Annotated in this window: 7 protein-coding genes; 4 read left to right on the forward strand and 3 right to left on the reverse strand. The window is 42.8% G+C overall.

The annotated features are described in order from the left end of the window. Window positions 1-91: 91 nt before the first annotated feature. Together ACT3SX_RS00715 and ACT3SX_RS00720 are read right to left on the reverse strand one after the other, a co-directional pair. Window positions 92-805, reverse strand: coding sequence for an HAD family hydrolase (locus ACT3SX_RS00715; RefSeq protein WP_192518128.1), 714 nt, complete (start codon window positions 803-805; stop codon window positions 92-94). A 132-nt stretch (window positions 806-937) separates the two neighbouring features. Then, window positions 938-1948, reverse strand: coding sequence for an RluA family pseudouridine synthase (locus ACT3SX_RS00720; protein ID WP_225739051.1), 1011 nt, complete (start codon window positions 1946-1948; stop codon window positions 938-940). A 1235-nt stretch (window positions 1949-3183) separates the two neighbouring features. Between ACT3SX_RS00720 and ACT3SX_RS00725 the strand changes: the two genes are divergently transcribed. Continuing rightward, complete coding sequence (locus ACT3SX_RS00725; RefSeq protein ID WP_192518130.1) at window positions 3184-7260, forward strand: Rne/Rng family ribonuclease; 4077 nt, start codon at window positions 3184-3186, stop codon at window positions 7258-7260. Window positions 7261-7349: 89 nt separating this feature from the next. On the opposite strand, the gene ACT3SX_RS00730 is transcribed toward ACT3SX_RS00725, so the two are convergent. Next, complete coding sequence (locus ACT3SX_RS00730; RefSeq protein WP_192518131.1) at window positions 7350-8285, reverse strand: DUF808 domain-containing protein; 936 nt, start codon at window positions 8283-8285, stop codon at window positions 7350-7352. A gap of 480 nt (window positions 8286-8765) precedes the next feature. On the opposite strand from ACT3SX_RS00730, the gene ACT3SX_RS00735 reads away from it, so the two are divergent. The 3 genes from ACT3SX_RS00735 to ACT3SX_RS00745 all read left to right on the forward strand — a co-directional run bounded on the left by ACT3SX_RS00735 (window position 8766) and on the right by ACT3SX_RS00745 (window position 12558). Next, window positions 8766-9551, forward strand: coding sequence for a DsbC family protein (locus tag ACT3SX_RS00735; RefSeq protein WP_413038418.1), 786 nt, complete (start codon window positions 8766-8768; stop codon window positions 9549-9551). Between the two features lie 353 nt (window positions 9552-9904). Continuing rightward, window positions 9905-11263 carry a homoserine dehydrogenase gene (locus ACT3SX_RS00740; RefSeq protein ID WP_442063384.1) on the forward strand — a complete coding sequence of 453 codons (1359 nt, stop codon included), beginning with the start codon at window positions 9905-9907 and terminating at the stop codon, window positions 11261-11263. Window positions 11264-11376: 113 nt separating this feature from the next. Further along, entirely contained in the window at window positions 11377-12558 is a 1182-nt protein-coding gene (locus tag ACT3SX_RS00745; RefSeq protein ID WP_192518134.1) for a thiolase family protein, read from the forward strand. Window positions 12559-12871 lie beyond the last annotated feature (313 nt).

The following is a 12871-nucleotide window of genomic DNA, read 5'->3' on the forward strand; positions in this document are numbered from 1 at the left end:
ATCATCGTTATTTATGATAGGCCCTTTTTTGTTGTCATAGACAATCATATTGCCGCTGCACTCTCAAATCACTAAAACACTCAAACTGACATTATCCGCATAGAATCTCGGCCAGCGCTGCTGGTGTGTCGACCTGATAAGTAGGTTGCTGCGCGGCGAGCTCAGCACTAGAAGCTGTGCCGTAATTGACCGCTATACTGGTCATACCAAGTTGCGTTGCCATTTGAATATCATAAACACTGTCACCGATAAAAACCGCATCAGACACTTGTTGCTGCGTATTATCTAAAATATCTATCAGCATTTGCGGATCAGGTTTCGACCCTGCTTCATCAGCACAGCGCGTCATCACAAAATAATCATGGCTTTTAGAAGCATCTAATACCCGGTCTAAGCCTTTGCGCTTCTTGCCTGTAGCAACCGCCAGCTTTTTACCTTGTGCTTGCAAGGTCTGTAACATATTTTTTGTAGGAGCGAAAAGTGGCGTACTGTGGCTGTTGGCAACATAGTGATCTGCATAGCTTTGTTGAATGGCAAGCTTTTGTGATGTATCTGCCTCAGGATATAAAATATCAATCCCATTCATTAGACTAAGACCAATGATGTCTTTTACTTCTTTATCTGTCGTTTGGAATCCATGCGCCTCTCCTGCGATATGCATAGATTCAACGATTAAGCCGATGGAGTCCATCAGGGTTCCATCCCAATCAAAGATAACCAGTGTCTTATCTGATAAACGATGATTGGTTGATAGCGGAGAAGTTGTAGCCGATGCTAGCGTACTGGCAGCAGATTGTTCACTCATGAATAAGCCTTAGCGAATAGCGATGATAAATAGCGCATATGAATGCGGATACAAAAACGTCACGGCGACTTATTAGAAAAATAAGAGTTCGTGACGTTTAAAGTTAATGCTCAAAAAATTTGGCTTGTTATTTTATTCGGGCAGTTTGGTTTGCTCTGGTAGCCAGTCTGCCATGTCATCTGGTAGTGGTGCGGTAATGGTTTCATAACCTGGGATATCTAAGCGCCACGCATGTAGACACAGACGATGAACACCTGACTTGTCATGCACGTTATATTTATCATCACCTAAGATTGCATGGCCAATATGAGCTAAATGCACACGTATTTGGTGAGTGCGCCCTGTCAGAGGTTTGGCTTCGATTAAGCTCACTGGCTGATCAGCAATCGTAAAACGATTATGAACGATAATATCTGTCTGGCTTTCTTTGGCTTGTGGGTCTTGCGCATCGACTTTGACGCGGCGTTCACCACTAGCGACTGTATAGCGTAGTAATGGCGCATCGATACGTTGCTCATCTAGTGCAGGCTGCCCTTTTGCGATACATAAATAATGCTTTTGGATGGTTTTGTCTACCAGATGCTGCTGCAATGCCTTTAGCGCTGAACGCTTTTTAGAAATCATCAATAGACCCGACGTATCTTTATCAATACGATGTATCAACTCTAAGTACTTTTTACCAGTGACTTCACGCATGGCTTCAATAACACCAAAGTCCAAACCACTACCACCATGAACAGCAATACCAGAGGGTTTATTTAGCACTAATAAACCGTCATCTTCATAGACCACGCGTGCTAGTAGGCTTTTGGCAAACTCTTCACTAATAATGGGCTTTTCGCGGGTAGCGAGTACCACTGGCGCGATACGTACCACGTCTTCACGCTGTAGTCTATCATGCGCTTTACAGCGTTTATTATTAACCCGAACCTCATCAGAGCGAATCATTTTGTAGATATGCGATTTTGGTAAACCTTTCAACCGGTTCAGCAAAAAGTTATCCAAGCGTTGATCGTGCTGATGGCGAGTTACTTCGAGATAATTCACCTTGCCAAAGTTACTGATTTCGTCATCAGCGCTTTGCGGGCGTGTTTTGCTATTAAAAATAGCAGGTGCTTCGTGGATAGGTACATCTTCAGTCATTTTTGAGTTCGCATTTTTAGTTAGGTATTTACACAAAGATTTGCTATAGTTTAACATGTTGAACGACGATTAAGCAGAGACTGCGGCAATAATCATTGTTGTTTCAGAGAGTTCATTACCATTTTTGCTACTTGCTAGCAACAAGGTATAGGCTGTATGCCCTGCCAAGATTGTCCCTTTCATCTAATTTTCGGGCGCATTATGTATTTAGGACGATCATTTACAGATACTTCTAGATATTGCCCCATAAATTGAAAAACTGCACTGATGTTATTCAGTGCCACAAAATAAATAGTGACACTAACTAAATACCTTTGTGTTCGTAAATTCAACGCTTATAAAATTGGCAGAACGCCTTTTTATTAAGCTCGAATACTATTAAACGCAAATGACACTTAAACGCAAATGACACTAAATTGACTCACAACCTGCATGACAACGACTTTTTTGATAATTATTCATTATTTAATGACTGATTATCTGATGATTCTTTAGACAAGCATAGTTGAGCAAGTATGGGTGATTTAGTATTAGGGTCGATAAATATATCGATAGCTGCCCAAGTATTAGTGGTCAAACAGATAACGATAAGCAAGATATAAATACAGCACCACACCAATAGTTTGGTCATTTATTCTGTTTGCCAAGTACGCCCCGCTGATAATGAGAGCCGCGAGACCTAACTTTACAACTAAAACACCCAAGATATTATTGACGTTATACCAGTCAGAACGACAAATACAGAGTGACCAATTGCTTTACCTAGAGAAATAACTGCTGACCACTACTACTTAATCATAGTACTGATAACAGCGATATTATTGTTAGACTTTGAGAGATTGATTGCAACAGCCAGATTTTTTCGATATCAAGATGTTAAGTCAGTAACTGACCGTCGCCCACTCTTACAAAGTGCGCTGACATAGCTACCAACTAAACCTAATGATACTGAAACTTTAATCACAAGCTGGGCTATTAACATTTAGACCAAACCTATCAATAATAGGATATAAACACATAGCCTTACACCCTATAAAATTTATATTTACATTAGCACTGCTAAAAAATTTAGGTAAAAATAAGCCATTGAAAAGCCTACGTGCTTTCTTAAATACCTCAGTGACGTTCGACTGTTAACTAACATCTACAAATGCTAATTTAAAATACTAGCCACACTTGCCATTATGCTCTAAAGCCCATCTTGTCGTTGTTGTGCGTACTCATAGGATATAAATATGAAACGCATTTTGATCAACGCAACTCAAAACGAAGAGATTCGTGTCGCCTTATGTAAAGGCAATCATCTGTATGATTTCGACTTAGAAAATCGTACGCGTGAACAGAAAAAATCTAACATCTATAAAGGTCACGTAACTCGTGTCGAACCATCACTCGAAGCGGTTTTTGTAGAGTATGGCTCACAGCGCCAAGGGTTTTTGCCAATTCGCGAAATCTCTACCGAATATCTAAGCGGCAACCCACGTGATGAAAATATCAAAAAACTGATTAAAGAAGGCGACGAACTCATCGTTCAAGTCGAAAAAGAAGAGCGCGGCAATAAAGGCGCTGCCCTATCGACTTACGTATCATTAGCAGGACGTTATCTGGTATTGATGCCAAACAATCCTCGTGGCGGCGGTATCTCACGTCAAATCTCAGGCAAGCTACGTGAAGACATGAAACGCATGCTGGGTAATCTTGATTTACCCAAAGGCATGAGTGTCATCATTCGTACTGCAGGTATTGGCAAAACTCAAGAAGACTTGCAACACGATTTGAACCACTTGCTCAATATCTGGCAAGCCATCCAAGAACAAAACCAAAAATATCCATCACCGCGCTTGGTTCACCAAGAAGCAGGCGTCGTCACACGTGCTGTTCGTGACTATCTGCGTGATGACATTGCTGAGATTTGGATTGATAACGAAAACGCATACGTCGAAGCGGCAGGGTTTATCGATGCAGTGATGCCAAAGCAAGCCGAAAAACTGCGCAAATATACCGATTATGAGCCGATGTTTTCGCGCTTTAATATCGAAAAACAAATCGAAACGGCTTATCAACGTGAAGTTCGTTTGCCATCAGGTGGCTCAATCGTTATTGATCAAACAGAAGCACTGGTTTCAATCGATATCAACTCAGCCAAATCGACCAAAGGGTCAGACGTTGCTGAGACCGCTTACCATACCAACCTTGAAGCAGCAGACGAAATTGCGCGTCAATTACGCCTACGTGATATGGGTGGTTTGATTGTTATTGACTTCATTGACATGAATGATAACAAGCATCAAAAAGAAGTCGAAAAACGTCTCATTGATGCCACCAAATATGACCGTGCGCGCGTTCAGTTTGGTGATATTTCTAAGTTTGGTTTGATGGAAATGAGCCGTCAGCGCTTACGTCCTTCACTAGAAGAGTCAACTGGCTATATCTGCCCACGCTGCCATGGTAATGGTATGATTCGTGACTTGCGCTCATTATCACTATCGATTATGCGTCAGATCGAGCAAATCGCGCTAAAAGAACGTCAAGGTGAGGTACAAGCTGAAGTGCCAACTGACATCGCCGCATTCTTATTAAATGAAAAGCGCGACAGTTTAGTCTATCTTGAACAAGACAGTGGTACTCGTATTACTATCTTGCCACATGCACATTTAGAGTCACCAAATTTCAAACTGCACTTTAACCGTGATGGTTTTGCGCCATCAAGCTATGAGCGCATTACCGACACTCAGCAGCAAGAACATAGCGACCTTGGCTACAATGTTGATTGGCAAACGGCTGAAAAAGAACGCCCTGAGCAACAGCCTACTCGCCAGCCACGCCAAACAGCAGCAAATAAAGCCACTAATAAACCAACTACAACAGTTGAGCACAGTAATGATCGTCGCAACAATAAAAGTGCGACCAATGTTTCATCTACACGTGCATCTCAAGCTAATAAAAATCAAAGCGTTGCAGCACCAACGACTGCTCCAGTAGCAACACAACCAGCTAAAGTTGAGACAGCCGCCCAACCACAAGCAGTGGCCTGGTTATCTAATCTATTTGCTCAAGCGCCTCAAGCCACGACAACGCCTAACGTCAGCAGTCATGATGCAGCAGAAGCCATTGAGGCACTGGTGAATAACGGCGCACAAAGCTTAGGTTCATTTGGTCAAATTGATAACAGTGCTTTGAATAATGCTGCAGATAACGCGCAAGCAACTCAGCAAGACCGTCATCAGAAAAGTGATAATCAATCATCAAATAACAACACCAATAATCAACAGACGCGTCGTAACTCAGACAACAACACTGAGGACGGTAATAGCGAAGACAGAAGAAGACGTAAGCCTCGCAAGTCTAGATCATCTAAGCCGCGTCAAAGAAAAGAGCAAACCGATGAGAGCACCAGTAATGTAAACAGCGACACAGAACGTAATGCGTCGAATAATGCCGTAAATGATACTGATGACAAACAGTCTAGCAATCAAGACAAACGTCAACAGGGTAATAAACGCACGAACGATCGAAATCGTAATAGTCGTCAAGATAGCCACGCTCAAAACGGCAACCGTCAACACAGTAACCGTAATGCAAGCGAGCGCAATGAGACTACTGATAAAGACAGCAGCTCAGCAGATGAGCAAACTCGTAATAAACGTAAGTCGCATAGCCAACGCGGCTCACGTGGCAAGTTAGAGCGCGGTGAAACGCTAACAGCTGATAATATCAAACAGCAATCAGCTTCAGGTAATAATGGCAGCAAAAACCAAGCTAATACCCGCCGTAATCAAAACCCTAACGAAGTCGTGCTACAGGTCAACGAAGCACCTGCTGCGCTTAAGCCATCAGAAGTTGTGCATTTGTCTTTAGATGACAGTAAATCGATGCAGACAAAGTCTCAAGCTACTGAAAAGCAAAGCTCAACAAATGAGGTTGCGAAAGACAAAGTAGCAAAAGCGTCTAATGCTCAAGCGCAGACTAATCACAGAAACACTAATAAAAAAGTGACTGACGATAAGGTTGCGGCTGAAAAAGCGACTGCTAGCAACGCTGTAGAAATCAGTGAAGCTAAGGTTGATAGCACGGCTAAAGACGATAGTCAGCACAACACCATGAAAGCTAATGCTAATACTGATGTCAAGGAACCCGTTACAGGTGAACCGTCCGTGTCTAAAAGTGATAAAGACAGCGCATCTGACGACACTGTGAAGCCAGTAGCAGATAAGCATCAGGAAACTGCTAAGGGTAATGACGAGTGTGACAATGCTCAAAAGGCTGCGAGCGCTCAGAAAGCTGATAATAGCGTAAAATCTAGCAATGAGGGTGACAGTACCAAGAGCAAATCCGCACTTGAGCTGACACATGAGGCATTGTTCGCATCACGCTACGTGACTGCTGAGAAGTTTGGTCAAGCCAGTAATGATCCTCGTGTTGTCCTTAGTCAACAGGCGCAATCACAGGTGACACCAGAGCCTAAAGTCAACGAACAAGCAGTAGCAAGCGTACCTGCTATTCACGGTACGGTTGGCGAGTTTATTCGTGCAACGTTGCCAGAAGCACAGACTCGCTTGACAGCAGATGGCGTGATTAACTGCTTTATCGAAACCGTTGCTTTACACATGGAGCAAGCACAACGTGCTGATAGTGATGCAAGCGTGAGCGCCAATAATGGCAGCGAGCTTGCGAGTCAGAGCTTTGACTTTAGTAACTACGGCTATCAACCTTTAACGGCTGATTATCTATCACGCTTCGAGATGATGACCCAAGCTGTCAGTCAATTTGCAGCAGCCCCAGGGAAGACAGACGTTGAGCCTCGCACCGTTAGCAAGCGTGCCAGTAATGATCCACGTGGTCAGCATCCTGACTATCAGCAGCCAGCCGTATTAGATGCCCATCAAGTTGAGGCAACGGCCCTATCGAATCAAGATCAAACTGATGCTATCAGTGCTGATAGTAAGCAACTGCTAGCCACCGATAAAGCACTATCAGAAGTTGACAGCCAGCAACCTGATGTAGAGAGCGCTACTGAAAACGTAGATGCCAAAAATGCTGCTGAAGCGACCGCTGATACTGCTATCGAACAAGCACTTGAATCTAAAGTAGAAGAACCTACTAAAGAGGAGATTCAGGCGGAAAAGTCAAAAACGACAATAGCCAGTTACAAAAACATGATCGAAAACGTAGCTGAGCAACTGCTACCACAGACTGGTATGTTTAATCTGACCACGCCAAAAGTACCAAAGGCTCGCACTCGTAAGCCTAAAGCAGATCATAAGAAGCCAACGCAAGCAGAACAGTTGGATGCTGATGATTCAGACAGCTAATTGCAATACATTACTGTAAGCATAAAAAAACCCCGCATATTCTATAATATGCGGGGTTTTTATTAAGTAGCATTTCATCTATAGCAATACTAGTGAGCCGCAGAAGCGTTATCACCACGCATGTTATTAATAGTAGTGATGATAGCCAAAACAATCGCACCAACCACAAAACCAATAATGCCCTGCAATAGCATAAGAACTAAACCCTCTAATATTCCTATTTTACCCGCAATGTCCTCTAAAAAATGCTCTAAAGGCGCAATACCATGAGAGAGAATACCTCCCCCCACTAAGAACATCGCTATCGTGCCAGCAACAGATAAAAACTTCATTAGCTTTGGCGCAGCAGATAGCATAAACTGACCGAGCTTGCGGCTGCTAGCACTAGCATCTGGCTTCTCAATCAAGTGCAAACCTGCATCATCAATTTTGACAATACCTGCAACCAAACCATAAATACCAACAGTCACAACAAATGCAACAATAGAGAGCACAATACCTTTTTCTAAAATATCTGCTCCTGCGGCGGTTACCGCACCTAAAGAGATGACTAATATCTCAGCTGATAAAATAAAATCAGTACGAATAGCGCCTTTAACTTTCTCTTTTTCAAATTCGACCATATCGACATTATCATCTGCATTTGCCGCCCTTCGTGCTTCATGCGCTTCATCATGCGGCAATAACCTTGGCCAAAACTTATGAATGACCTTCTCAGCACCTTCATAACTCAAATATAGGCCACCAATCATCAATAAAGGCGTGATTAACCAAGGTATAAAATAACTAATAAGCAGTGCAGCTGGTACTAATATAAGCTTGTTGACAAACGAGCCTTTAGCAACTGCCCAAATAACAGGCAGTTCACGGCTTGGCCTAACGCCAGTTACTTGTTCAGCATTGAGTGCTAAATCATCCCCCACCAAACCAGCTGTTTTTTTAGCTGCTATCTTAGTCATGACAGATACATCGTCCATCAATAGGCTAATATCATCAAGTAATAATAATAAACTGGCACCTGCCATGTGTAGTCCTTATCTGCATTTTTTGAGGTAAATAGTTCTATACAAAGGATTATTATATAGAATCTTATAGAATAATGTTAAATACTATAAAGCGTATTAAATACCCTAGCGATACGAGCATAAATATTAAATAGTACAAATGTATCCTATTTTTAAGACTCACTTGTTTCTATACGACTATTGTCATGCCTTTTATTTACCGATATAGCTTACTAGCCCGTGGCTATTATTTATTATAAATATGTTAATATAGTCGGAATTACCGTTTACTTGACATTATCAATATTTCTCTATATCTCCTTAATATTCAAAATCTTAAGGAGTTTTACATTCATTATCATACGTATACTATTATTAGCTCCATTCTCAAAACAAATTTATGATTAGGCACGATGCCTATAGGAAACCCGTATGTCGCTTCCCTCTATCAAAAGCACCACCTCGCAAAGTCGCTTTTCTCGTACTCTTTTCTCTCGTTTTATGATGAGTACTCTACTGGTTGGCATCGCTGCTGGCTGCTCAAACAATGCTGCCGATGCCACCAATAATACCAGTATTGTCAGCAACGCAGAGAGCAACGTCAGTGCTGATAAAACGTCAACGGATAGCGATGCTACAGTGGTAGAAGCATTACAAGCCAACTTAAATGCTTCTGGTATCGAGGAAAACATCATTTCAGCAGTACCAACGGATATGGATGGGATTTATTGGGTAACGGCTGAAGGTCTGCCACCTTTCTTTACTGACAAAGTAGGTAAGCACATCATTCAAGGGCAAATCATTGCAGTCGGTGAACAAACTCCTGTAGATATTAGTGCGGCACTGGTTGCTAGCACGGCCCAAGAAGCGTTAAAGGCAGTCGACAAAAAAGACATGGTTATTTACCCAGCAAAAGGTGAAACAAAATCAATTATCTATGCCTTTACTGATGCAGACTGTGGTTACTGCCGTAAGCTGCATTCAGAAATAGACGATATCAATGCGCGCGGTGTCGAAGTGCGTTACTTAGCATGGCCACGTAGCCAACAGTCAATACCAAAAATGGAAGCGATTTGGTGCAGTGAAGATCGCAAAGCGGCAATGAATCAAGCAAAAACAGGCGCCAATGTGCAAGCGCCTAGCTGTGCAAACCCTGTACAAGAGCATATGGCCTTGGGTGCAAAACTCGGTGTGCGTGGTACCCCAGCTATCTTTACTGAAGCAGGACAACAAATTGGTGGCTATCTACCTGCCGCACAATTGGCAGAAGCCGCTGGCGCTAACTAAGATTCATTGTATGCGTTAATCATTATTGATATCTATACTTGCTAGCAGATAGTTTTAGAGATAAGAACGATGAGCGGTATTACTATAAATAGTAAACTAGGTCATGTTTTCATTTTAAAAATGGAAACATAACGGTGGCGATATTGTGTAGACGTCACAACTGCTTGTCGGTATGATACGATAAAACGCTATGAAAAATCTGCAGCATACTACTTTTATTTGAGTACTTTTTATTCAACTATAATGAAGTCACGATAGCACTACTACTGTCAAAGTACGCTTATTACTATTAGTAAATTTGACCTGTAATAGTTTTGCACTTGATTCATTATATTTAACCTCTTGAGGATACTGTGAGCAATTCCATCAAACTAGCGATACTTGGTCTGGGCACTGTCGGCACTGGCGTGATCAATCTTATTAATGACAACTTAGCTGAGCTAAAGCGCCGTAGCGGCCATGATATTATTATTACCGAAGTTGGTACGCGCCGTCAGCGTGATGATATTGATCCTAATATTATTCAAAACAGTGACTTGATGGCAGTGGCTGCAAGCGATAATGTCGACATTGTTATCGAAGTGATCGGTGGTACTACTTTAGCTAAAGATGTCATCATGCACGCTATTAAAAATGGCAAACATGTCGTCACTGCAAACAAAGCACTATTGGCTGAACATGGCAATGAAATTTTTGCATTTGCAGAAGACAATAACGTCCATGTCGCCTATGAAGCAGCAGTGGCAGGCGGTATTCCCATCATTAAAGTAATGCGTGAAGCGTTAGCGGCCAATAAAGTCAATTGGCTTGCAGGTATCATCAACGGAACTGGCAACTTCATCATGACCGAAATGCGTGATAAAGGTCGTCCGTTCTCCGATGTGCTGAGCGAAGCACAAGAGCTAGGTTATGCTGAAGCAGATCCAACGTTTGATGTGGAAGGTATCGATGCGGCGCATAAACTCGCCCTACTCGCCTCTATTGCATTTGGTATCCCATTACAGTTTGATAAGGTCTACTGTGAGGGCATCACTGGTATTACCTTGCAAGATGTGAACTATGCTGAAGAGCTTGGCTACCGTATCAAGCATTTAGGCTTTGCTGTACGCCGTGATGGTCAGGGTGACAATGCCGCCGCTGGCATCGAGTTACGTGTACATCCAACGCTTATCCCGCAAAATGCGCTATTGGCTAATGTCAATGGCGTAAAAAATGCAGTCTTGGTCAACTCTCATCCACTTGGACAAACGCTCTATTGCGGGGATGGCGCTGGCGCTGGGGCGACGGCTTCTGCAGTCATGGCCGATGTCATGGATTTGGTTCGCGTGTTAGGTAACAAAGATGGCGATGAGCAAGACAGCAACAATCAAAACAACCACGGGCATCATGTACCGCATCTGGCATTTATCCCTGAGCAATTATCAGACACACCAATATTACGCGCTGAGCAGATGACGACTGGTTACTATCTGCGTGTACATGCCAGTGACAACCCTGGGGTATTGGCCGATATCACTCGCATCCTAAGCGATGCTGGTATCAATATCGATGCGATTTTACAAAAGCCTGCACATAAAGTTGGTCAAGTCCCAGTAATTATTCTGACCTTACCTGTGGTTGAGAGTCAGATGAACTTAGCGATTGAAAAAATTGAAAACTTAGAAACCATTACTGATAAAGTAGTACGCATTCGCTTAGATGAGCTAGCATAAAACTAAGTAACTGAAACTGCTGCTCACCTATCTGCGTTTGATAATGAATAAATGTTTGATTTTACTCAGCGTAAAATACTCTCATTTAAAATACGTAAAAGGGAATAATAAAAATGTCAAATGATGCAATTGTAATTTTAAACGGCGCACGTACTCCAATGGGCGGCTTCCAAGGTGCCTTAAAAGATATGAGTGCGACAGATCTTGGAGCCGCTGCCATTAAAGCTGCGGTCGAGCGCTCAGGTGTTAGTAGTGATAACATTGATGAAGTTATCATGGGCTGTATCTTGACTGCAGGTCTGGGTCAAGGTCCTGCCCGTCAAGCAATGCGTAAAGCAGGTTTGTCTGATGCAACTGGTGCTGTCACTATTAACAAACTGTGTGGCTCAGGCCTAAAAGCAGTCATGCAAGCACATGACGGTATCAAAGCAGGTAGCTTCAATGTCGCGGTTGCAGGTGGTATGGAATCAATGACCAACGCACCCTATATCCTGCCAGGCTCACGTGGCGGCTATCGTATGGGACATAAAGAGGTCAAAGACCATATGTTCTTGGATGGTTTAGAAGATGCTGAAACTGGCAAGCTGATGGGTAGTTTCGCTCAAGAAATGGCGAATGAAAAAGGCTATACGCGCGAGCAAATGGATGAGTTTGCTATCGAATCTCTCAATCGTGCACTAACAGCTATCAAAGATGGTCACTTTGCAGATGAAATCGAAGCGGTTACCTTTAAAACTCGTAAAGGTGAGCAAACGATTGATACTGATGAGCAACCACCTCTTGCCAATGCCGATCGTATTCCTACCTTACGCCCAGCATTTGCCAAAGATGGCACCATCACTGCGGCAAACGCTAGCTCGATATCTGATGGCGCTGCCGCCGTGGTCGTCATGAAAGAATCGCAAGCGCAAGCTGAAGGTTTGGATTACCAAGCACGTATCATCGCTACAGCATCCAACTCTCGTCATCCAAGCGAATTTACCATTGCACCAATCGGTGCGATTGAAAAAGTACTGGCTAGTGCTGGTTGGTCGGTGGCCGATGTCGACCTATGGGAAATCAACGAAGCTTTTGCGATGGTTACCATGGCTGCGATGGACGAGCTAAAAATTGACCATGCCAAAGTCAACGTAGAAGGTGGTGCTTGTGCACTGGGTCATCCAGTAGGCTGTTCTGGTGCTCGTATTTTAGTCACTCTGATCAACTCTCTAAAACGCACTGGCGGTAAAAAAGGCGTTGCCACCTTATGTATCGGTGGCGGTGAAGCAGTGGCAGTTGCCATAGAACTGGCTTAAGGCGGATTTGTTAAATATAGAATTGCTTTGAGCATTAGAAAATTCTTAACATTCAAAAACCCGCAGTGTATCAAACACTGCGGTTTTTTTATGTCTATCTACTCTCAATACCCTCAAAACATTACTCTCTGTAAAAACACGTTAATGTATACCCCCACCTATGTTATGCCATTTACAGCCTATTACACGCAATTACTTCAAGTGCACACTTTGCTACCTTGCTCATATATCTCATCAGAAATCCTGATGTTAGGATTATTACAAGTCGATATAGAGTTTTCTTATGACTTATTAAGTAATTGATTATAAAAAT

The organism is Psychrobacter sp. AOP31-B2-9, assembly GCF_052378005.1.
GTDB lineage: Bacteria > Pseudomonadota > Gammaproteobacteria > Pseudomonadales > Moraxellaceae > Psychrobacter.

Bases quoted from the DNA above. Each gene is read 5' to 3' on its own strand.
- ACT3SX_RS00715 (WP_192518128.1), bottom strand. From the start codon at position 805: ATGAGTGAACAATCTGCTGCCAGTACGCTAGCATCGGCTACAACTTCT.
- ACT3SX_RS00720 (WP_225739051.1), bottom strand. From the start codon at position 1,948: ATGACTGAAGATGTACCTATCCACGAAGCACCTGCTATTTTTAATAGC.
- ACT3SX_RS00725 (WP_192518130.1), top strand. From the start codon at position 3,184: ATGAAACGCATTTTGATCAACGCAACTCAAAACGAAGAGATTCGTGTC.
- ACT3SX_RS00730 (WP_192518131.1), bottom strand. From the start codon at position 8,285: ATGGCAGGTGCCAGTTTATTATTATTACTTGATGATATTAGCCTATTG.
- ACT3SX_RS00735 (WP_413038418.1), top strand. From the start codon at position 8,766: ATGATGAGTACTCTACTGGTTGGCATCGCTGCTGGCTGCTCAAACAAT.
- ACT3SX_RS00745 (WP_192518134.1), top strand. From the start codon at position 11,377: ATGTCAAATGATGCAATTGTAATTTTAAACGGCGCACGTACTCCAATG.